This window comes from Paenibacillus typhae, assembly GCF_900099765.1.
In the GTDB taxonomy this organism is placed as follows: domain Bacteria; phylum Bacillota; class Bacilli; order Paenibacillales; family Paenibacillaceae; genus Paenibacillus_AQ; species Paenibacillus_AQ typhae.
Window position 1 is genome coordinate 35,187 of record NZ_FNDX01000015.1, and the last position, 20,931, is coordinate 56,117.

Annotated in this window: 18 protein-coding genes; 14 read left to right on the forward strand and 4 right to left on the reverse strand. The window is 53.6% G+C overall.

What is annotated here, in order from left to right; translation table 11 throughout:
* Positions 1–426 precede the first annotated feature (426 nt).
* The 3 genes from BLR64_RS14430 to BLR64_RS14440 all read left to right on the forward strand — a co-directional run bounded on the left by BLR64_RS14430 (position 427) and on the right by BLR64_RS14440 (position 5,251).
* Positions 427–1,590, forward strand: a complete 1,164-nt coding sequence (locus BLR64_RS14430; protein ID WP_090715142.1) for a glucose-1-phosphate adenylyltransferase — start codon at positions 427–429, stop codon at positions 1,588–1,590.
* A 21-nt stretch (positions 1,591–1,611) separates the two neighbouring features.
* On the forward strand, positions 1,612–2,715 hold the full coding sequence (gene glgD, locus BLR64_RS14435) for a glucose-1-phosphate adenylyltransferase subunit GlgD (RefSeq protein WP_090715144.1): 1,104 nt from the start codon (positions 1,612–1,614) through the stop codon (positions 2,713–2,715).
* Positions 2,716–2,821: 106 nt separating this feature from the next.
* Positions 2,822–5,251 carry a glycogen/starch/alpha-glucan phosphorylase gene (locus BLR64_RS14440; RefSeq protein WP_090715145.1) on the forward strand — a complete coding sequence of 810 codons (2,430 nt, stop codon included), beginning with the start codon at positions 2,822–2,824 and terminating at the stop codon, positions 5,249–5,251.
* 85 nt (positions 5,252–5,336) lie between these two features.
* Here the strand turns inward: BLR64_RS14440 and BLR64_RS14445 are convergent, their stop codons facing one another.
* Positions 5,337–5,816 (reverse strand): GAF domain-containing protein, encoded by a 480-nt coding sequence (locus BLR64_RS14445; protein ID WP_090715147.1) that lies wholly within the window; start codon positions 5,814–5,816, stop codon positions 5,337–5,339.
* A 208-nt stretch (positions 5,817–6,024) separates the two neighbouring features.
* On the opposite strand from BLR64_RS14445, the gene BLR64_RS14450 reads away from it, so the two are divergent.
* The 3 genes from BLR64_RS14450 to BLR64_RS14460 all read left to right on the forward strand — a co-directional run bounded on the left by BLR64_RS14450 (position 6,025) and on the right by BLR64_RS14460 (position 8,663).
* Entirely contained in the window at positions 6,025–6,327 is a 303-nt protein-coding gene (locus BLR64_RS14450; protein WP_090715148.1) for a hypothetical protein, read from the forward strand.
* Between the two features lie 219 nt (positions 6,328–6,546).
* Positions 6,547–7,104, forward strand: a complete 558-nt coding sequence (locus tag BLR64_RS14455) for a GNAT family N-acetyltransferase (RefSeq protein WP_167360682.1) — start codon at positions 6,547–6,549, stop codon at positions 7,102–7,104.
* A 47-nt stretch (positions 7,105–7,151) separates the two neighbouring features.
* Positions 7,152–8,663, forward strand: coding sequence for an MDR family MFS transporter (locus BLR64_RS14460; RefSeq protein WP_090715151.1), 1,512 nt, complete (start codon positions 7,152–7,154; stop codon positions 8,661–8,663).
* Positions 8,664–9,151: 488 nt separating this feature from the next.
* Here BLR64_RS14460 and BLR64_RS14465 read toward each other — a convergent pair whose 3' ends face one another.
* A complete protein-coding gene (locus tag BLR64_RS14465; RefSeq protein ID WP_039869523.1) occupies positions 9,152–9,619 on the reverse strand; it encodes a MarR family winged helix-turn-helix transcriptional regulator in 468 nt (155 codons plus the stop codon).
* 359 nt (positions 9,620–9,978) lie between these two features.
* On the opposite strand from BLR64_RS14465, the gene BLR64_RS14470 reads away from it, so the two are divergent.
* The 3 genes from BLR64_RS14470 to BLR64_RS14480 all read left to right on the forward strand — a co-directional run bounded on the left by BLR64_RS14470 (position 9,979) and on the right by BLR64_RS14480 (position 13,388).
* Entirely contained in the window at positions 9,979–11,292 is a 1,314-nt protein-coding gene (locus BLR64_RS14470; protein WP_090715153.1) for an MFS transporter, read from the forward strand.
* Positions 11,293–11,364: 72 nt separating this feature from the next.
* Positions 11,365–12,096 (forward strand): ABC transporter ATP-binding protein, encoded by a 732-nt coding sequence (locus BLR64_RS14475; protein ID WP_090715154.1) that lies wholly within the window; start codon positions 11,365–11,367, stop codon positions 12,094–12,096.
* A complete protein-coding gene (locus BLR64_RS14480) occupies positions 12,075–13,388 on the forward strand; it encodes an ABC transporter permease (RefSeq protein WP_139171981.1) in 1,314 nt (437 codons plus the stop codon). The genes BLR64_RS14475 and BLR64_RS14480 overlap by 22 nt, the downstream gene beginning before the upstream one ends.
* An 80-nt stretch (positions 13,389–13,468) precedes the next feature.
* Here the strand turns inward: BLR64_RS14480 and BLR64_RS14485 are convergent, their stop codons facing one another.
* Entirely contained in the window at positions 13,469–14,731 is a 1,263-nt protein-coding gene (locus tag BLR64_RS14485; RefSeq protein ID WP_090715157.1) for a BaiN/RdsA family NAD(P)/FAD-dependent oxidoreductase, read from the reverse strand.
* 187 nt (positions 14,732–14,918) lie between these two features.
* Here BLR64_RS14485 and BLR64_RS14490 point away from each other — a divergent pair, with 187 nt between their 5' ends.
* From BLR64_RS14490 to nadE, 3 genes are all read left to right on the forward strand, one after another.
* Positions 14,919–16,592 carry a two-component system sensor histidine kinase NtrB gene (locus BLR64_RS14490; protein ID WP_244157709.1) on the forward strand — a complete coding sequence of 558 codons (1,674 nt, stop codon included), beginning with the start codon at positions 14,919–14,921 and terminating at the stop codon, positions 16,590–16,592.
* Positions 16,593–16,712: 120 nt separating this feature from the next.
* A complete protein-coding gene (locus BLR64_RS14495) occupies positions 16,713–17,147 on the forward strand; it encodes a BrxA/BrxB family bacilliredoxin (protein WP_090715159.1) in 435 nt (144 codons plus the stop codon).
* A 98-nt stretch (positions 17,148–17,245) separates the two neighbouring features.
* A complete protein-coding gene (gene nadE / locus BLR64_RS14500; RefSeq protein WP_090715160.1) occupies positions 17,246–18,055 on the forward strand; it encodes an ammonia-dependent NAD(+) synthetase in 810 nt (269 codons plus the stop codon).
* A 97-nt stretch (positions 18,056–18,152) separates the two neighbouring features.
* Here the strand turns inward: nadE and BLR64_RS14505 are convergent, their stop codons facing one another.
* The gene (locus tag BLR64_RS14505) at positions 18,153–18,983 is read right to left on the reverse strand and encodes an alpha/beta hydrolase family protein (protein WP_090715162.1); all 831 of its coding nucleotides are present in this window, start codon (positions 18,981–18,983) and stop codon (positions 18,153–18,155) included.
* A gap of 174 nt (positions 18,984–19,157) precedes the next feature.
* On the opposite strand from BLR64_RS14505, the gene acpS reads away from it, so the two are divergent.
* Both acpS and mutY read left to right on the forward strand, forming a co-directional pair.
* Positions 19,158–19,550, forward strand: a complete 393-nt coding sequence (gene acpS, locus BLR64_RS14510; protein WP_090715163.1) for a holo-ACP synthase — start codon at positions 19,158–19,160, stop codon at positions 19,548–19,550.
* A 64-nt stretch (positions 19,551–19,614) separates the two neighbouring features.
* The gene (gene mutY, locus BLR64_RS14515; RefSeq protein WP_090715165.1) at positions 19,615–20,892 is read left to right on the forward strand and encodes an A/G-specific adenine glycosylase; all 1,278 of its coding nucleotides are present in this window, start codon (positions 19,615–19,617) and stop codon (positions 20,890–20,892) included.
* Positions 20,893–20,931 lie beyond the last annotated feature (39 nt).

Sequence of the window (20,931 nt, forward strand, 5' to 3'; positions counted from 1 at the left end):
TTACACTAAGAGATAGCTATATTATGCCACATGAGGTTGAACGTTTGCTGAAAACTCTGCCCAGGCGATTCGAAATTGTCGTTCATGGTTAATCATAATGGTTAATCTATATGTATAGGATGTAAACGTCATTTTTTAAAAGGTAATTAGCGGGAACTTTAACTTTTTAAGGATGTAAAAAGGGTTTTGACGGCGGGCCTAGAACACTTTACAATAAGGGTACTAACCGGAGGATTACAGAAATTTTCTGGTTCCGGTATCGTGATACATATCCCTTTGTTTTCCCCGTTCGTCATCTTTTCAAATATCCTATCAGGCACCTTTCTTTTCATTTTACTTCTTTAGGTACACTTCTTTTTGGAATCAGATTCATTTAAACCTCATTTATTTCTTGTTTTATTACCCATATGTCAAGGAGGCTCTTCCATGAAGAAAAAAGAAATGGTAGCTATGCTATTGGCGGGAGGCCAAGGAAAAAGGCTGAAGGGTTTGACCAAATCGCTCGCCAAGCCCGCTGTGTATTTTGGAGGAACCTACCGGATTATTGATTTCCCGCTGAGCAACTGCTCAAATTCAGGAATCGATACGGTTGGCGTGCTGACGCAATATGAGCCGCTGGTTCTGCATTCATACATTGGAGTAGGCAGTGACTGGGATTTGAACCGCAAGGACGGCGGAGTATTTGTATTGCCGCCGCATGAACGGGAGAACGGAAGCAGCTGGTACCGGGGAACGGCCGATGCCATTTACCGGAATCTGAAGTTTGTAGACCAGTTCGATCCGGAGCATGTGCTTATTCTGTCCGGCGACCATATCTACAAAATGGATTACAACGCTATGCTGCAGTATCACAAGTCAAGAAATGCGGACTGCACGATCTCCGTCATTGACGTTTCCCTGGAGGAGGCAAGCCGTTTCGGCATCCTCAATACGGATGAAGACCTGAAAATTTACGAATTTGAAGAAAAGCCCGCTAAACCAAAGAGCACGCTGGCATCGATGGGTGTATATATTTTTAAATGGGAGGTTCTGCGCAAGCATCTGCTGGAGGATGGCGAGAAGCCGGATTCCTCTCATGATTTCGGGAAGGACATTATTCCGCTGATGCTGGCAGACAGCAATTCCCTGTATGCTTATCCTTTTGAAGGCTACTGGAGAGACGTCGGTACAGTAACCAGCCTCTGGGAAGCTAACATGGATCTCCTGAGCGACCATCCGCCGCTGAATCTGAATGATCCGAACTGGCGGATTTTTACCCGCAACCCGAACCAGCCGGCACAATATGTGGCTCCGGAAGCCAAAGTATCGAGCTGCATCATTAACGAAGGCTGCATTGTGCGCGGGGAAGTGAAGCATTCGGTGCTGTTCTACGGCGTGGAAGTGGGCGAAGGCAGCGTTATTACCGACTCCGTCATTATGCCGAAGGTGAAGATCGGCAAGAACGTAAGAATTCATAAAGCCATCATAAGCGAAAATACAGTGATCGAAGATTATATGGAGATCGGCAATGACCGGGAGAATGAGGATGAGATTCTGCTGATCGACAATCGTAGCAAAAAACGCAAATCAGTTGCAGCCAAAACCATATAATTTTAGAGGACGGTGACCGCGATGAAAGAGCTTATGGGCGTAATTAATCTTGATCATGAACTGGACAAATTGAACGAATTAACCTATTTCCGCTGCGGGGCAGCCGTGCCTTTTGCCAGCCGTTACCGGCTGATCGATTTCGTATTGTCCAATATGATGAGGGCGGAGCTGGAGAGTGTAGGGCTGTTCGTCCGCCGCAAATACCGTTCGCTGATGGACCATCTCGGTGACGGCAAGTCCTGGGATATGAACCGCAAGCATGGCGGGCTGTTCATTCTGCCTCCGGACTGGAACGATCCGACCGATACGTCAATTGGTGATCTGCAGCATTATCATAACAATCTGGACTTTTTCAAAAGAGCCTCCGCCAAGTACATTGTGTTCTCGGGCAGCCAGCATATTAATACTGTCGATCTGCAGGATGTCTTCCAGTATCATCTCGAAAAAGGCGCCGATGTCACGCTTGTCTACAAAGCGATCGACCAGCTTCAGCCTGAACATGACCCGTGCCTGCGGCTTGAATTAAATGAGGACAATCTCGTTACCGAGATTCACCAGGAGAAGCATCATCCCAATGTATACCTGGATATCTTCATCATGGAAAAGAAATTGTTCCTAGAGCAGGTGGAGTACTGCATTGCGCATGGAGAGAGCTTTTTCTTCCGTGATGTGATCCAGAAGAACCGGGCCAATTTCAAAATTGCCGGCTATGAATACAAAGGCTATCATGCTGTAATCAATTCACTGGAGAGCTATTACAAGAATAGTCTTGAGCTTCTCAAACAGGAGAATTATCTGGGTCTGTTCAAAGAAAATCCGGTGCAGACCAAGATCAAATATGAAGCGCCGACCCGTTATCTGGACAGCGCAAGTGTCACCAATTCCCTGGTAGCCAACGGCTGTGTGATCGGCGGAACCGTCGAGAACAGCGTGATTTTCCGCGGGGTGCAAATCCGTGAAGGCGCAAAAATCATCAATTCCGTCATCATGCAGAAATGTGTGATTGAAGAGAATGCTGTAATTGAGAATGTCATCATGGATAAGGACGTACACCTGAGCAAAGAAAGGATACTCGTAGGGGATAGCAAGCGTCCGTTTGTCATCGCCAAGAGCAGCAAAATTTAACCCCAGGATCAGCCGGACTGTGGAAGCATGCAGTCCGGCTGGTCCTGACTTTCCATAGAGGCCATGTATCTCACAAAAATACACATCCGACTGGAGGAACCTGCTGTTGTTTAACGACAAAGAAAGCTTCAAAAAAGTATTCCGCGAGACGCTTATCGGAAAATTGGGCAAGCCGCTGGAAGAAGCATCGAATGGTGACGTATACAAGATTCTGGGCAATATGATCCGTGAGAATGCGGGGAAGAACTGGGCTGAGACGAACCAGAAGTTTAAAATCAGCCAGCAGAAGCAGGTATACTACTTCTCCATGGAGTTTCTGATCGGCCGGCTGCTGGGCAATAACCTGCTGAATATGGGCGTGCTGGAGGTTGTGCGGGAGGGTCTTGAGGAACTGGGCTTCGATCTGCGTGCAGTAGAGGAAGAAGAGGCAGATGCGGGTCTTGGCAATGGCGGTCTGGGCCGGCTTGCAGCCTGTTTTCTTGATTCACTCGCCTCCCTGCAGTATGCGGGCCATGGAAGCGGCATCCGTTACAAATACGGCCTGTTTGAGCAGAAAATCGTAGACGGCTATCAGGTAGAACTGCCGGATTACTGGCTGCAGAACGATAATGTATGGGAAGTGCGCCGGGAGGACAAACAAGTGGAGGTCCGCTTCTGGGGCCGGGTGGAGACCCGCGAAGAGAACGGTGAGCTGGTCTTTGAGCATAAGGATTATGAAGCGGTTCGCGCAGTGCCTTACGATGTGCCGGTGATCGGCGCCGACCGCAAGCATGTCAACACGCTGCGCAACTGGAGTGCCGAGTCGATTACTCCGGCTTCCCGGATGTCAGGCTCGCTAACCGGTTCGGATTACCACAAGTTCCTGGAGTACAAACGTTCTGTGGAATCCATTTCGGAATTCCTGTACCCGGATGATTCGCAGTATGAAGGCAAGCTGCTCCGGCTTAAGCAGCAGTACTTCCTGTGCAGTGCGGGCGTGCAGAGTATCATGCGCACCTTCAGCAAGACCGGTGCGCCGCTTGAAGCACTGCCGGACAAAGTAGCGCTGCATATCAATGATACGCATCCGACGCTGCTGATTCCCGAGCTGATGCGCATTCTGATGGATGTGCACGGCCTGGGCTGGGATAAGGCCTGGGATATGACAACCCGGATGGTCTCGTATACGAATCATACCATTCTCAGTGAAGCGCTTGAGAAATGGCCGATGAATATGGTCAGGGAGCTGCTGCCGCGGATTTTCCTGATTATTGAGGAGATTAATGCCCGGTTCTGCGGTGAGCTGATGAGCAAATATCCTGGTGACCAGAACCGAATTAACCAGATGGCGATCATTCATGACGATCAGGTACGCATGGCCAATCTGGCCATTGTGGCCAGCCACAGCGTCAACGGGGTAGCCGCGCTGCATACAGAGATTCTGCAGAAGCGTGAGATGCGGCTGTGGAATGAGATGTACCCGCACCGGTTCAATAACAAGACCAACGGAATTACCCACCGTCGCTGGCTGCTGCATGCCAATCCCGAGCTGGCCGGCTTGATCAACGATTCTATCGGCACACGCTGGATTCATCACCCGCAGGAGATGATCGGCCTGATCAAATACTGTGAGGATGCCTCCTTCCAGGAGCAGGTTGCAGCGATCAAACGGCGCAATAAGCTGCGGCTGGCTGACTATATTACCAAGAAGCACGGTATTCAGGTCGATCCGGATTCGATCTTTGACGTCCAGGTCAAACGGCTGCATGCCTATAAGCGCCAGCTGCTGAATATTCTGCATATCATGCACCTGTATAATCAGCTTAAAGATAACCCGTCCATGGATATGGTGCCGCGCACCTTCATTTTCGGAGCCAAGGCAGCGCCGAGCTATCACCTGGCCAAACGGATTATTAAGCTGATCAATACTGTAGCTGATGTAGTGAACAAGGACCCGGATATCAAGGGCAAGATCCGTATCTTTTTCCTGGAGAACTATTCCGTTTCCCTGGCGGAGAAAATTATTCCGGCTGCCGATGTGAGTGAGCAGATTTCTACAGCGAGTAAGGAAGCCTCCGGTACCGGCAACATGAAGTTTATGATGAACGGGGCGCTGACCATCGGGACGATGGACGGGGCGAACGTGGAGATGCATGAAATGGTCGGAGACAACAACATGTTCCTGTTCGGGCTGCGGGCGGAGCAGGTTATGGATTATTACCAGTTCGGCGGATACCGCTCCCGCGACATCTATTACGGCGACGGGCGTGTGAAGGAAGTGCTGGATCAGCTGGTCACACCTGGTCCAATCTGCTGCAATACCCAGGAATTTGATACGCTGTACCAGTCGCTGCTTGATAATAATGATGAGTTCTTTGTCCTTAAAGATTTTGCAAGCTATGTCGAGACTCATGTCAAAATCGACCTGGCTTACCGCAACCAGCGGGAATGGCTGAAGAAGTCGATTGTCAACATCGGCCACTCCGGCAAGTTCTCCAGCGATAATACGATCAGCCGCTATGCGGCGGAAATCTGGAAGATCAATCCGGTCGGTTAAAAATAAGCGGAGCTGTCAGCAAAGAGGCCGCACGCAGATCCAGGTGACTCCTGGTCTGCGGCGGCCTTATGTGTGCCGGAGTAGTCTACAGCACGGCAGCAATCATCGCTGCGAAGCGCTCCAGAAAACGCCGTTCTTCATCATCGAAGCGGTGCTTGAGCGGGCTGTCAATATCGAGTACGCCAAGGAGCTGGTCGCCCTTGATGAGCGGAACCACGATCTCGCTGTTCGATGCGGCATCACAGGCGATGTGTCCGGGGAAGGCATGGACATCATCGACCACAAGCGTCCGGCGCTCTGCGGCGGAGGTTCCGCAGACCCCGCGGCCCAGCGGAATACGGATGCATGCGGGCAGACCCTGGAACGGCCCGAGAACAAGCTCTTTGCCGTCGAATAGATAGAATCCGGTCCAGTTGGTATCCGGCATAGAGAATTTGAGCAGCGCCGAGGCATTTGCCAGATTGGCGATTACACTTGGTTCGCCGTCGATCAATGCTGCAAGCTGTGAAAGCACGGCCTCGAACCGTTCGCTGCGTGTCCCGTCATAGGGCATTGCCTGAAACATGAAGTATCACCTTCCTGTACCTTAAATCAGTAATGAAATATAACTGTAATTAACAACATAGTACAGCCGGACTCGGCTCGTCAAGCATTACCGTAAATTTGCATAAATCACAATACGAACCTTAACTGGAGTCGTAACGGTGTTTCCGCTTCCGCCTGCCAGGGTAATGCTTAATATATCATAGGCTCTTGGCCGGAAGGAGTGGAATATGCGCGCCGATGTACAGAATTTGTTCATAGGAATCCATATGCTTTATATTGCACATGAGAGGGATTTAACATTGTCGGATATGCTGCCTGAGCTTGAAAACCTGGGATACCGGGTTGCAGAACGCGAAGTGAAGCAGGAGCTGGAACGGCTCACCCAGGAAAATTTCCTGACTGCCCATGGCGATGCGTTCAGTTTAACCGGTACTGGAATAGAGGAGTTCAAACATATTCAGGAGAAGCTGCAGGTGTTATGCGCTGAGGTGCTTACTCCGGCTCAGGCTGCGGCAAAAGCTTCGGGCTGATTCCGCCTTTAGGCCAGCACAGCCGCAGCGGTTATGCGACAGGCTGCAGCTTTTAATCAAGCAATGAACTGCGTCAGTATCAGGGCGGACTCCGCCCGGTGCGGCGCTTTTTGTCATGTACAGGCACTCTCGAATAATCAGGCCGGCAGATTTGCTAATTCCTTCGGGAAATCCTTACATATGGTGTATACTTAATGAATTGGAAAGGGGACGGATAGGGTGTACATATGCGGCGGGGTAACCCCGGAACTGCACGGAGCAAGAATAGAGCTGCAGGCAATAGCTGTTTGTCATGCACCTGCACTGTATGAGATATGGACCCATCCGGCTGTGGGTCCCTGGCTGAACGCCCCGCCGCTGGAATCAGCCTGTGATGCCGGGCAGCTGATTGAGCTGCTGCTGCAAATGTCGCGGGAGGAAGAGAGCCTGCGCTGGAGTATTGCCCTGCCGGACGGTAAGATTATCGGCAGCTGCGGCTATAACCAGTGGCAGCTGGCTGGAGCTTACCGGGGGGAGATCGGCTGTGAGCTGTCACCTGTTTATTGGGGGCAGGGGTACATGAGGGAGACGCTGGAGCTTATGCTTGATTTCGGGTTCGGCACAATGGGGCTTAACCGGATTGAAGCATTATGCCATCCCGGCAATACCCGGGCGGCGGGATTGTTCCGCGCGCTGGGCTTTTCTCAGGAAGGGCTGCTGCGTCAATACCGGCATACCGGTGCCGGTTTTCAGGACGCTGCGCTATTTGCGCTGCTGCGCAGTGACAGACAGAAATAGCAGCTCTTGAAGCTGCCTGAAATAACACGGAGAGGATCGGGATTTCATTGAGTACACCAGGAGCAACAGAGCGCAAGCTTATCTTAACCGGGGTTCTGCTGGCCACCTTCTTGGCAGCCATTGAAGGAACAGTTACGGGGCCGGCCGGGCCGGCAATCGTCGGCGAATTTCAGGGCATCCAATGGCTGAGCTGGATCTTTACCGCCTACCTGCTGACCATGGCGGTGACAACGCCGATCTTCGGCAAGCTGAGTGACCTGATCGGCCGCAAGCCGGTATTTATGGGGGGAGCGGTTGTCTTTCTGCTCGGCTCCCTGCTGTGCGGCATTTCGCAGAGCATGGGGCAGCTCATTCTGTTCCGGTCCATTCAGGGTATCGGGGCAGGTGCGCTTATCCCGATGACCTTTACGATTATCGGCGATATTTACAGTATTAAGGAGCGGGCCAAGACGCAAGGGCTGCTGAGCTCCGTCTGGGGGATCTCCTCACTTGTAGGCCCGCTGCTCGGGGGCTATGTGGTGGATTACCTGAGCTGGCGCTGGGTATTTGTGTTTAACCTGCCCTTTGGCCTGCTGTCGATCCTGTTTATTGCCCGTTACCTGAAGGAAGAAAAGGTAGAACGCGCGGCGAAGAAGATTGATATAACCGGAGTTCTGCTGTTCGCTACAGGGGTAAGTGCGCTGCTGTTCGGCCTTACGGCCGGCGGGCAGAATCTGGCCTGGACTTCTCCGCTGCTGATCGGCCTGCTGGGGGCGGCGGTTATTCTGCTGGTACTATTCCTGTTTGTGGAGCGGCGGGCACCGGAGCCGATGCTTCCGCTGTCGCTGTTCTCTATCCGCAATATTGCCGTGTCTACCGGGGCCAATCTCCTTGTCAGCACCTTGATAATTGGACTATCCACCTACGTGCCGCTGTGGGTGCAGGGTGTATTCGGCGAAAGTGCGGCGCTCTCCGGTCTGCTGCTGGCCCCGATGTCTGTGGGCTGGACACTGGGCTCCATAGCCGGAGGCCGGATGATTCTGCGCGCCGGCTCCCGCCGGACAGGCATGCTGGGACTCTCCCTGATTGCCGCTGGGGCAGTAGGCCTTACGTTTATGACCGCAGATTCCTCGCAGCTGCTGCTTCTCGTTCTGATGATGTTCTGCGGTGTAGGCTTTGGTTATGCGTCTACCGTATTCACGATTATCTCCCAGTCATCTGTCGGACATGACCAGCGCGGCGCATCGACGGCGCTGAATACCTTTACCCGCTCACTCGGTCAGACGGTCGGAGTGGCTGTATTCGGGTCCTGGCTGAATCTGAGCATCGACAGGCTGCTTGCAGGCCAGCCCGATGCGGTGGTTAGCGGGGCGGATATTAACAGCCTGCTGAACCCGCACGGCGGCAGCACCCTGACCGGCGACGCCTGGAGCAGCCTGCACGGGGCGCTGGAAGGAGGCCTTCATTCCCTGTTTATTTTGATGGCTGTACTGGCCATCCTGTCACTGATTATTTCCTCAGGCCTGCGACAGGGGTTACCTTCGCTCGGTCAGGAGAAGGCGAAGCTGAAGGAAGCGTAATATGGGGACACAGGCCTCTGTAGATAAAACTAGTGCAGCAGTTGTAAGTCCAGGCATTCCCTGGAGTCAAATCCCCAGACTGAATAATCAGCATAGGGCTTACATAGTACGTATACCTGTGCGTTCATCAGACTAAGTGAATTTACTCCATCTATTTTTCGGGTATAAGGGTGTTTTGAGAAATTAGGTGGAAAAACGCTACTTAATTTCTCCGGATTTGCTTCATAAGGCTGTTTTGCCCCGATATAAGTGACGTTTATCCACTTAGTTATCGTAAATGCTGCTAAAAGGGGAAATTAAGTGGCGATAATCCACCTATATTAATTGAGCTTGTGCGCAATCCTTACTATACATAATTACACACAGAAACGGCTGCACTGTCCATAAGGACGCTGCAGCCGTTTATTTGTAGAATTGTTTATGTAAGAGGCAGTTAAAGTGAAAGCAGAGATAGTGAATGAATTCACTATCTCTGCTTTGCCTGTAGGCTACTTGCGGGGCAGTGGCGAGAGCTTCTCAGCCTGCAGGCCCATCTTCTTGAGCAGGACAATCATCTGCTCCTTCTCTTCATCGTTCAATCCGCTGAAAGCCAGGTGCAGGCGTTCCGAATATTTCGGATACATTTCGCTCATCAGCTGTTCGCCTTCGGCTGTCAATTCAGCAAAGATCACACGGCGGTCATTGGCACAAGGCTTGCGCTGCAGGTAGCCGCGTTCCTCAAGCTTATCAATGACATAAGTGACGTTGCCGCTCTGCAGCAGCAGCTTGGCTCCGATCTGCTGAATCGGCTGAGGACCTTTGTAGTACAGGACCTCCATAACAGCAAAGGCTGTAGGATTAAATCCTTCAATCTTGCTTCCGGTAACGGCATGCTCGTTAATACTCTTGAAAGACTTGGCAAAAACCCGGTACAAATGCAGTGTTAACTGAGTGTCGCGTTCATAGGATTGTATCATGCTTCTCCACCCTCTATCGTTATCGTTAGTCGCACAGGTCGCCCCGTACGTAAGGAATCATGGACCCGGCTGCACCTTAAATGTGCAGTTAAATTTGAGATACCCTTACAATACGGCAAACAATGGCTTCAAGAACATGTGATTTGTCACAATGAGCACACTTTTAATTATTAAAAATCAAACATTTTTTTGGCGGTGACTCTATTTTGGGCAAAAGAGTGTCAAATTTGCGATCCGCCCCAGGCAGGAAAGGGGGTTCCGCCCCGGGAACCACCGATATTTACAGCCGGGGATTGATGAGGGACGCACCTGATTCCCGTACTATTAATTCAAATATGCAGATACGGGAGGATAAAATAATGAAGGAACCAAACAACGCAGCGCTGGCGGATGAAAAGCTGACCGCTAACCGGCCGTTTATGCTGCTGATTGCTGCACAGCTGATTTCCAATATAGGCGATTGGCTGCATTTTCTTGCCCTGTTGACCATGGTCGGCCTGAAATGGCAGGCCAGTCCGTGGGAGATCACGGCAATTTCTCTGTGTATGGCAGTGCCGATGCTGCTCGGGGGAGCACTGGGCGGATATCTGGGCGATACCTTTGACCGCAAGGCTATCATGATCGGCTCGGATCTGGCCCGTGCCGGGATAGTAGCCAGTATTGTGTTTGCCGGCTCCCTATGGCAGGTTTACCTGCTGCTTATAGCTAAAGGAATGATGGATGTCCTGTTCTCTCCGGCCAAAAGCGGCAAGCTCAAGGAGCTTGTCCCCTCTGCCCACATGGACCGTGCTGTTGCTCTAAGCTCGTCCATTGAGCAGATTACCAAAATTATCGGTCCGGCATTCGGTGGTTTGCTCGTCGCGGCATTCGGAATTTCTGCCTGCTATCTGCTGGATTCGGCCACCTATCTGCTCTCTGCAGCCATTCTGCTGGCAGTGCCGCGGGCAGGGAAATACAAGACAGCCCGCGGGGCGGAAGCTGCGCCGAAATTGCCGGGCCGCGCATCCTTTCTCAGGGAAGCAGGTGCCGGACTCCGGCTGATTACCGGAATGCCTGCTGCATTAGGGGGGCTTGTCATGCTGGTGACAGTGCTGCTGGTGCTGCAGATTGCTGACTCCCAGACGGTAACGCTGTTCCGGGACATTCCCGGCATCAGCGGCGATATGCTCGGCTGGTGTCTGGCTGCCAGCGGACTTGGTACGCTGCTCTCAGCGCTTGCCGCAAGACGTACAGGCAGGCGGCCGCTGATCTTTATGAGTGCAGGAGCCATCCTTATGGGCTCCGTATTTACCGCCGCAGCAATCGTAACTGCACATGGGGAGGCGGGATTGTGGATGAACATTATACTGTTCGGCTCATTTGCGGCGGCGGGAGCAGGGGCGGGGCTTGTGTTCATCCCATTCTATGCGATGCTGCAGCGGCGGACACCTGAAGCCTACACAGGGCGGGTATTCGGTACGGTGAACAGCCTGACCAGCGCTGCAGCCATTCTCGGACCTGTAGCAGGCGGTGCACTTGTGACAGCATCCGGAGCAGTTCCCGCCTTTATCTTGTCCGGTGTACTGTCAGCCCTGCTTGGCCTTGCCATGCTGCTATTGTGCGGACGGATCGAGGCCAGGGACAGGATGGCCGGAACGGAGCCGCAAGTAATGTTTGAAGTCTCCCAGCCATAGTCCTTATAATGGTAAAAAGCCCGGTTAACAGCCGGGACAAAGTGTATTCAACATTAGGAGATGGAAAGCGGAATGGAAGAGATAGAAGAGTTGGGGGAAGAGCGGGAAATTGTTCTGGATGTCGATATTGAAGAGGCCGGGTATGAGGCGGGGGACAAACGGATTTCCGACATCTTCTTCCAGGTCCGGCGCGGAGAGCTGCTGGGACTGATCGGCCCGAATGGTGCCGGCAAAAGTACGACGATTAAGACGCTGCTCGGCCTGCTTAAGCACGCCAAAGCTAAAGTGACGATTGGCGGAGCGAATAAATCCTATGCCTATGTGCCGGAACAGCCGGTATTCTACGAGGATCTGACACTCTGGGAGCATTTGGATCTGGCTGCCGCAGCTTACGGCCTGCCATATGACCAGTTTGAGCCGGCTGCAGAGAAGCTGCTGGTGCAGTTCGGCATGAGTCATGTGCGTGACGATCTTCCGGCAGGCTTCTCCAAGGGCATGAAGCAGAAAATGATGCTGATGCTCGGCTTTCTCGTTCAACCTGACGTATACATCGTCGATGAGCCGTTTATCGGGCTGGACCCGCGGGCGACGAAGGATTTCCTGCGGCTGCTGGAAGCTGAGCGGAAGCGCGGGGCAGGCGTGCTCATGTCTACGCATGTCCTCGACACGGCGGAGAAAATCTGTGACAGCTTCGTGCTGATCTCCGGCGGCGAAATAGCAGCAACAGGCACGCTGGAGGAAATCCGCGATATTGCCGATCTGCCGGAGGGGTCGTTGTTTGATTGCTTCGACGAATTGACATGAGGGGGCGGGAGCATACGGCTGCAGATAGCAGTCCCCGCTCAGCAGGAAGAGGCTACGCATTCCCTACCGGGCCGCGCCTGTTCAAACGGCGGCTGTTCTCGCATTGGCGCGAGCAATCGGCCATTATCCGGACGGCTGCGGACTGGACGGTGCTGCTCTATATTGTGATTCCCGGCGGCCTGCTGGGCGGCCGGTTCTACTATGGCTTCTGGTCGGGCGCGGTCCCGGCCTGGACGACAGTCCTTCCTTTCATTACCCTTCTGCTGCTGCTTGCAGTCCTGCTGCTGACCGGCGGAATGGTACTGCTGCTGCAGGAAGGCGATCTGCTGTTTCTCAGACAGCGGCAGAACTGGATAAGAAGCATCCTGCTGCGCGGGATGATTTACAGCATGACCGTAACTGCGCTCAAAATAGCCGCTGTATACGCTGTTCTGCTGCCCTTTATTATCCGCGGCTACGGGATCAGTCCGGCAGCGGCCGGAGCGCTGCTGCTGCTGACAATCACTGCCGGGTGGAGCATCAAGCTGCTGGGGCATATCGTCAGGGTACAGCGTCAGGGCTTCCGCCGCTGGCTGCGGCTGCTTCCCGCTGTTACAGTGCCCGCCGGGCTGTATGTATGGCTGGCACTGCTCTGGCAGAACAGCCCCTGGCTGCTGCTTGCGTCCGCCGCTATATACGCAGCAGTAACCATCTGGGCTCTGCGTTACCGTCTCAGTCTGCAAGGAACCTTCCTCAGCGATGTACGCGAGGACTACAAGCAGCGGATGCAAATTGCCGGCCTGCTGCTGCGGGGCGTGCTGGATAAGCCGCGCCCCACCCGGTACAAGCCTTGGATCTTCCGCAGATCTCAGCCCCTGCTGTCCTCCAGGCAGCCGGAGAGCCGCTTTACTGCTGCCGGAATCAAGGCGCTGGTACGCAATCCGGCTCACCTGAAGCTGTATTTATCGTTTACGGGCGTATCGATGAGTGCACTCCTTATTGCTCCGGCCTTCCTAAAATGGTTCCTGTTTATCGTGCTGGCTTTATTAATGTGCTACTGGCTGAGCTCCTTCTGGCTGCTCTTCGCCGGGGATGATTATATCGGCATCCTGCCGTTTACGAAGGCTCAGAAGGCCGCAGCCGGCTCCAAGGCTATGCTGATTCTGGCTATTCCGTACACCGTCCTGTGCTCCGCAGTCGTCTGTATTCCGCTGTACGGCTGGTGGGGGCTGCTGCTGTTTGCCCCGCTGGGCTTTGGTATCGGAACATTCATCGCCCGGATTTACAGCACAATCCGTCTGACAGAGCATTAAACGCTCTGAAACCTCAAAAAAGCGTTGCCGCGCATAGGACGCAGGCAACGCTTTTTGGCACCTCTAGAGAAGAAGTGCTCCTATCCAAGCCGGGTCGCGGCGTTTTCTCCGGCCATATAGCCTGTAGAGAAAGCCGCCGTAATGTTGTAGCCTCCGGTGTAGCCGTGAATATCAAGGATCTCACCGCAGAAATACAGGCCCTCCATCAGCTTGGACTGCATCGTTTTTGGATCAACCTCTTTGAGGTTAATGCCTCCGCCAGTAACAAAAGCCTCCTCGATCGACAGAGTGCCGTATACCCTGATCGGAAACCGTTTGACCAGCTGGGCAAGCTGCTGCCAGTCCTGCTTGGGGATATTGTCATAAGTAAGATTATCCGGCAGCCCTGCCCTCTGCAGCAGAATCGGGATAATCCGCTCAGGCAGATAGCCCTTCAGTACATTTTTGACCGATTTTTTTGATTCATTGGCGGCGAGCCTCAGCGTTTCGTTATACACATCTTCTTTACTCTTTTCGGGCAGGAAATCAATCGAGACTTCAATGTTGCCGCTGGCGTACTGCTTCAGGGCTTTGACGACAAACTGGCTGCAGCGCAGGGCAATCGGTCCGGAAATGCCAAAGTGGGTAAACAGCATATCCCCCTGGTGCTCAATAAGCTTTTTGCCTTTGGGATTCCATACGGACAGGGATACCTCTCGCAGAGAGAGGCCCTGAAGCTCCTTGCTCTGGATAAAAGGTTCATTGGAGGTAAGCGGAACCTCGGTCGGGAAAAGCTCTGTGATCGTATGACCCGCCTGTTCAGCCCAGGCATAGCCGTCTCCAGTTGAGCCGGTCTGGGGTACAGATTTGCCGCCGGATGCGACAATGACACTGCGGGCCTCTATAACCTCGCCGCTTTGCAGGCGGACACCCTCAACCCGTCCTTCCTTGTAGAGAAGCTCGCGTACCGGTGCGTGCAGCCGGATCTGCACTCCCTGCCCCCGCACCTGATTGACCAGGGTGTCCACAACCGTTTTCGCTTTATCGCTTACCGGAAACATCCGCCCGTTGTCCTCTTCCTTCAGCCGGATTCCTAAATTCTCAAAAAAGGCGATAATGTCTTTATTGTTGAACTGGGAAAACGCGCTGTAAAGAAACCGGCCGTTTCCCGGAATATACTTGATCAGCTCATCAATCTCTTTATTGTTGGTGACATTGCAGCGGCCCCCGCCGGAGATGCCCAGCTTGCGCCCCAGCTTGTCCCCTTTTTCCAGTAAAAGCACCTTCCCGCCCTTGCTGCTTGCTGCAATACCAGCCATCAGACCGGCAGAGCCCCCGCCGATTATGATTACATCGTATCTCATTTATTTTACTCCCAAACTGTTTGTTTCCTTTAATTTTACCATGTCAGCCGTTTCAATGCAGCGCCCGGATCTATGCTGGATTTCCGTTGTCAGAACGGCCCCGGCTATGCTTTAATCTTAAGTAGAAAGGGTATTTTGTCTAACTCAGGGAGTGATTGCAATTATTGAGGAGATTAAGGATATTCTATTGCAGATATCGGCAGCCGGTTCCTTTTTGTTGGTGTTTCAATGGTGGCTGGACCAGGGTCAGATGACCCGCAGGAACAGCCGTCTCCCTGATGATTTGTCCCTTCTGGTTATCGGCTGTGCGCTCAGCGTTGCTGTCTGTACGATCCTTTCCTCGTCACTGGCCGGAGGGGTCTATCTTAATCTTGCGGTCCTGCCGGCTTTTATCGGCATCCTGTATGCGCCTTTCCGTTCCGGGCTGAGCCTGGCAGCATTCTTTCTGCTGAGTACCGCCCTGTCCTCTGAGCCGGCGGGTCTGAGCGCCATCATCATTAATTCTGGGGCTTTGCTGTATCCACTGCTCTTTGGATTAGCGCGCCCTTTCAAACAGGCTAAATGTTTGGAAAAGGTAATGCTGCTGTGGGCAGTATTGTTCCCGTGCATGTTCTTCATTGTCATGGTGCCCAATATGCAGAAGATCCGTGAGGCGCAGACATTCAACTCTGAGGTAATACTGGTTACAGCCTACCTGTTTGTTGCTGTAATAACAGGCGCTCTGCTGATCTTTTGCATCGAAACCGCCTGGGATAAGGTTCTGGTAAAAGAGAAGATGGAGGGCCTGTCGGAACGGTTTATGTGGGAATCCAAAAAACTTGAGCAGGTCACAGATATTGTCCAGCTTAACATTATGTCGATGAATGAACTCGGCTATATTACAGAGCTCAATGAGTTCATGCTGAAGCTGATCCGCAGGCACTATCCAGATTATACAAGAGAGCTGATTCTTTCCCGGCAGGCGGCGCTGCTGTTCGCAGACTGTGTGGACAAGCAGACCTATATGCAGCTGAAGGCCATTTTTAATAATAAACAGCGCTCCAATGCCAAAATAAACTGCGGAGACTACATTTATCAGGTATACACGGCTCCGGTTCAGCAAGGTTCGGGTTTTCCGGACGGCGTGGTAATGATTGTACAGGATGTGACGGAGGAAGAGAAAATCCGCACGGAGCTGGATCATGCCGAACGGCTGACGCTGGTAGGGCAGATGGCGGCCGGCATCACTCATGAGATCCGTAATCCCATGGCCGTAGTGCGCGGGTTCCTGCAGCTCATGCGGGAGAAAAGTCCGGAGGAGCTTGATTCCTATTACCAGATCGTAATGGATGAGCTGGACCGTGCCAACGGAATCATTGATGATTTTCTGTCGCTGGCCCAAAGCAGGGTTTCGGACAAAGAACTGGTTCAGCTCCATCATATAATAGAAGAATTGTCTCCGCTGATCTGGGCGGATGCCAATCTGCGCGGCCAGAGCGTTGAGCTGAACACAGCTCCTGCCCTGCCTCTCCTCAGGCTGAATGTCCGGGAGGTCAAGCAGCTGATTCTGAATCTGGCCCGAAACGGAATGGAAGCCATGGAGGCGAAGGGAGTGCTGACTCTGGAGACCCGGGTGAACAACAGCAACATTGAACTGGTGATTAGGGATACCGGCAGCGGGATTGCGCAGGACAAGATAGTGAATTTATTCACAAATTTTTATACTACCAAGACACAGGGAACAGGTCTCGGCCTGCCGCTGTGTTTGAGTATTGTTGAGCGGCATAACGGTAGCATAAGGGTGGATTCTACAGTGGGGGAAGGAACTGCCTTTACCATAGTTCTGCCTTTTGAGGTCGCCGAAGACAACCTTGTGGGATAAGGGGGAAGTCCAGCCCGCATTCCTTGCTTTCACAGGGTATGTATGTATAATAAAGTTAGTGATTGCTGCGGTAATGCAGCCTAACTTTACATTCAAGAGGCAAAGGAGAGTGCAGAAGAAATGTCCATGTCATTTAATCAATATATGCGGGATTCGATTCAGCCTATGCGTGATGACCTGACCAGTATCGGGTTCCAGGAATTGTTGACTCCGGAAGAGGTGGAAGCTGCTCTTCCAGCTGCAAAAGGAACAGCGCTTGTTGTTGTGAACTCAGTCTGCGGCTGTGCAGCCGGCCAATGCCGTCCAGGCGTAGCCCAGGCTCTGCAGAATGAGATTCTGCCGGATCACCTGTTTACGGTGTTCGCAGGCCAGGAGAAGGAAGCAACCGCCAAAGCGCGTGAATACTTCGCTCCATATCCCCCTTCTTCACCTTCCATCGCGCTGATGAAGGATGGGGAGCTCGTTCATTTTATTGAGCGCCATGGTGTTGAGGACCGTTCGGCTAGCGAAATTGCTGCTGAATTGAAAGAGGTCTTCGACCGTTATTGCCAGTAAATTGAGGGTAATAAATCAGAGGAATCTCGCGGCGGCCGGAAGCCCGGCTCTGCGGGATTTTTTTTCAAATAAGGAGATGCAGAAACGGAGGAATGGTTATGAGCCTGCAAGAAGAGATTATTGCTGCCCTTGGCGTCAAGCCGGCCATTGATGTGGAAGCAGAGGTACAGAAACGTGTGGATTTCCTGAAATCTTATGTACGTCAGGCCGGTGCCCAGGGGCTGCTGATTGCAATCAGCGGGGGTGTTGACAGCGCAGTCGCTGCGGGATTGTGCAAACGGGCGACGGACGAGTTAACCGCCGAGGAAGGCAAGGAATATATGACGCTTGGCGTTTTTCAGCCTTACGGTGAGCAGGAGGATATCGAGCACAGCTATGCAGTGGCTGAGGCGTTTGGGCTTACCCGCAAAGTTGAGACCAATATTGAAGAAGCGGTTAATGAAATCGCGCTCGAAGTGGAGCACAGCCTCAAGGCGCTGGGGCAGCACCGTCATATTACGCATCAGGGCAAGGGGAATGTAAAAGCCAGAACGCGGATGGTGATGCAGTATGCGCTCGCTTTTGAGAATAATCTGCTGGTAGTGGGTACCGATCATGCTTCCGAGGCAATTACCGGCTTCTATACCAAGTGGGGCGACGGTGCGGTTGACATTACGCCGCTGAGTACACTTAATAAGCGTCAGGTACGCCAGCTTGCGGTCTATCTGGGAGTGCCGGGCGAGGTTGTGACCAAAGCACCGACAGCGGGCCTATGGCCGGGTCAAACGGATGAAACCGAGCTTGGCATCACGTACGATGAGAACAGCGACTATCTGGAGGGTAAGCCGGTCAGTCCGGAGGCAGCGGAGAAGCTTGAACGCTACTATAAGAGAACTGCTCATAAACGTAATGTCATACCGGGGATTTAACAGGGGCAGGCGCTGAAGATCCTACCCTAAGATTCATAGGTCAAAAATAACCGCCGGAGTCAGCCTGTACCGCTTTCCGGCGGTTTTGCTGTGCAGGTCAGAGAAGGCTGCTGTTATCCAGAGTGTGCCCGATAAAAGCCTCCGAAGCTGCAATCGCCTGCTCCAATTGCGGTGTTGTTCCGGCAAAGGGATGAACGGTGCAGAAGGTATGGTCGCCTCCGGCAATTTGCACCCAGCTGATATCCGGACGGAGCGTAGTTAACTGCTCAGATCCCTGCCGCAGCCTTGCGCTGTCTTCGGTTCCCTGTATCAGGACGACTGGGAAAGAGGCCGATTTCATCCGCTCTAGAATATTGTAACGCTCAGCCTGGCGCTCCAAATCTTCAAGGATCACAGCATCCAGCGGCATTTGCTGGCCGGTACGGCCGTTAAGTACATGGCTGCGGCCTAATGTTCTCATTTCCTGCTTTTGCTCCCCGGTGAACAGATCAAGGTCGGTGATCCCGTTCCAGGAGATGACTCCGGCAACCTCATCCGGATGGTCCAGCGCGTAGAGCAGACTGTCGCCGGCTCCCCGGCTGTGTCCCAGCAGAAACAGGGGCAGAGCTCCGAATTTATGGTGCTGGCTGAGATAGGAGAGCAGGATCTCCATATCTTTGATCTCCCGGTTATAGGTGTTGCGGGCAAACTTCTCAAGCTCGGTGAAATGCTGCAAATCCTCACCGATCCCCGCATGGGAAAAGTTGAAGGAGATCACTTCATGTTCATGGCTGAGTGCGGCTGCGGTATAGGGGAACATTCCCCAATCCTTGAATCCTTTGTAGCCGTGTGCGATGACAATCAGGCTCTTGGCCTTACTGCGGGCAGGGAAATGGGAGCATCGCAGGACTGAGTCCTCTCCGGCAGGCAACTGGAAATGACGGTTCATCGGGTGAATCCCCTCTCTTTAATCAGAGATAATATGACAGAATCTAAAAGCCGGACTATAATCATTTCATAATACCCAGAATGTATATGAAGATAATACCATTATTAAAGCGGTTAAAGAAAGATGGCAGATGAATGTGTTTAAAGGCGTCAAGCTCATAAGGAGTGTGAAATTGTGATTTATGGAATCGGCCATGATGTGCTGGAGATCGGCCGCATGAGGCGAATACTGGCCAGGGAATCCGGCCCCAAATTTACCAGGCGTATCCTTACACCGGCCGAGCTGCAGCTGGCAGAAGGGCGGACAGGCAGGCTGGCTGAATTCGTCTCCGGCCGTTTTGCTGCCAAAGAGGCAGTTGTGAAAGCGCTGGGCTGCGGAATCGGCAGCGAAGTGGGCTTTCAGGATATAGAGATACTGCCGGAAGGCTTCGGCAAGCCGTCCGTCACGCTCTCGAAGGCGGCCTGGTCAAGGCTGGGCCTGGACGGGGCAGCGTATATTCTCCATCTGACCATCACCCACAGCCAGGAATTGGCTTCGGCCTTTGCGGTTGCGGAGCGCAGGGACTAAGGCTTAATGAAAAGTTAAGGACAGCCTTTTTATATAAATAGAATTTATAGCAAGGAGATAAAGAATGACAACGCATGAACAGCAGGAGCAGGAGGTAAAACGGTTTTTCAGCACGAATCTGCTGGAATGGTATAAGGTTCAGAAGCGTGATCTGCCATGGCGGCGCCACCGTAATCCGTATTATATCTGGATTTCGGAGATCATGCTGCAGCAGACGAGGGTGGATACGGTCATCCCCTATTTCAACCGGTTCATCGAACGGTTTCCTACGGTAGAGTCGCTGGCGGATGCGCCTGAGGAAGAGGTGCTCAAATGCTGGGAAGGCCTCGGCTACTACTCACGGGCCCGGAATCTGCAGCACGCGGCCCGGCAGGTCAAGGAGCTGTACGGCGGGGAGGTCCCGAATGACCGGGATGCGGTATTCGGACTGAAGGGAGTGGGGCCGTACACAGCCGGGGCCATCCTCAGTATCGCCTTCAACCGGCCTGAGCCGGCGGTGGACGGCAACGTCATGCGGGTGCTGTCCCGCTATTTCCTGCTGGAGGATGACATTGCCAAGGTTCCGACACGGGTGAAAATGGAGCGCCTGGCGGCCGAGCTGATCCCGGAGGGAGAGGCCTCGCACTTCAATCAGGCGCTGATGGAGCTGGGCGCGCTGGTCTGCACGCCGAAATCACCGCGCTGCCTCATCTGCCCGGTGATGGAGCACTGCGCCGCGCGCCTGGCGGGCTGCGAGACCTCGCTGCCCGTCAAGACCAAGGCCAAGCCGCCGCGCCCGGAAGAGCGGCTGGCGGCCCTGGTCACCGGCAGCGGCGAGCACGCCGGCCGGGTGCTGATCCGGCAGCGGCCACAGAGCGGGCTGTTGGCCCGCATGTGGGAGCTGCCGCATTGGCCTGCGCCGCCTGCTGAGGGCGGCGGCCCCGGTGCGCTGCCGGAGGCGGCAGCGCTGGACCGGCTGCGCCGGTCCCTGCGTCAGGCCGGGATTCTCGCCCGGCCTGAAGGGCACTGGACGGCTGCGGAGCACACGTTCAGCCACATTGTTTGGACCCTGCAGGTGTACATCTGCAGGGAGGAGGACGCCCTGGCGCTGCCGCTGGCGGCAGAAGCGCGGGCGTCCTATGCGGCGGCGGCTGCGGTCCCGGCCGCCGCAGACGGCGCAGCCGGCACGGGCGCGGCTGCGGAGCTTGCGCCGGCGGAGCCGTTCGCGGATGGAGGCCATCCGGAGGACGCCGGCGCCGTGCGCTGGATCCGCCGTGAGGACATGGCGGACTACGCGTTTCCGAACGTTTTTCTCAAGCTGCTCAACAGCTACTTCGATGAGGCGGAGAAGGAGCAGCTGTAGGCAGCTGGTAGTCGCATATGCTGCTTACGTTAGCTGCAA

Coding starts and splice junctions, on each gene's coding strand:
- BLR64_RS14430 (WP_090715142.1), top strand. CDS start 427: ATGAAGAAAAAAGAAATGGTAGCTATGCTATTGGCGGGAGGCCAAGGA.
- glgD (WP_090715144.1), top strand. CDS start 1,612: ATGAAAGAGCTTATGGGCGTAATTAATCTTGATCATGAACTGGACAAA.
- BLR64_RS14445 (WP_090715147.1), bottom strand. CDS start 5,816: ATGTTTCAGGCAATGCCCTATGACGGGACACGCAGCGAACGGTTCGAG.
- BLR64_RS14450 (WP_090715148.1), top strand. CDS start 6,025: ATGCGCGCCGATGTACAGAATTTGTTCATAGGAATCCATATGCTTTAT.
- BLR64_RS14465 (WP_039869523.1), bottom strand. CDS start 9,619: ATGATACAATCCTATGAACGCGACACTCAGTTAACACTGCATTTGTAC.
- BLR64_RS14470 (WP_090715153.1), top strand. CDS start 9,979: ATGAAGGAACCAAACAACGCAGCGCTGGCGGATGAAAAGCTGACCGCT.
- BLR64_RS14475 (WP_090715154.1), top strand. CDS start 11,365: ATGGAAGAGATAGAAGAGTTGGGGGAAGAGCGGGAAATTGTTCTGGAT.
- BLR64_RS14485 (WP_090715157.1), bottom strand. CDS start 14,731: ATGAGATACGATGTAATCATAATCGGCGGGGGCTCTGCCGGTCTGATG.
- BLR64_RS14495 (WP_090715159.1), top strand. CDS start 16,713: ATGTCCATGTCATTTAATCAATATATGCGGGATTCGATTCAGCCTATG.
- nadE (WP_090715160.1), top strand. CDS start 17,246: ATGAGCCTGCAAGAAGAGATTATTGCTGCCCTTGGCGTCAAGCCGGCC.
- BLR64_RS14505 (WP_090715162.1), bottom strand. CDS start 18,983: ATGAACCGTCATTTCCAGTTGCCTGCCGGAGAGGACTCAGTCCTGCGA.
- mutY (WP_090715165.1), top strand. CDS start 19,615: ATGACAACGCATGAACAGCAGGAGCAGGAGGTAAAACGGTTTTTCAGC.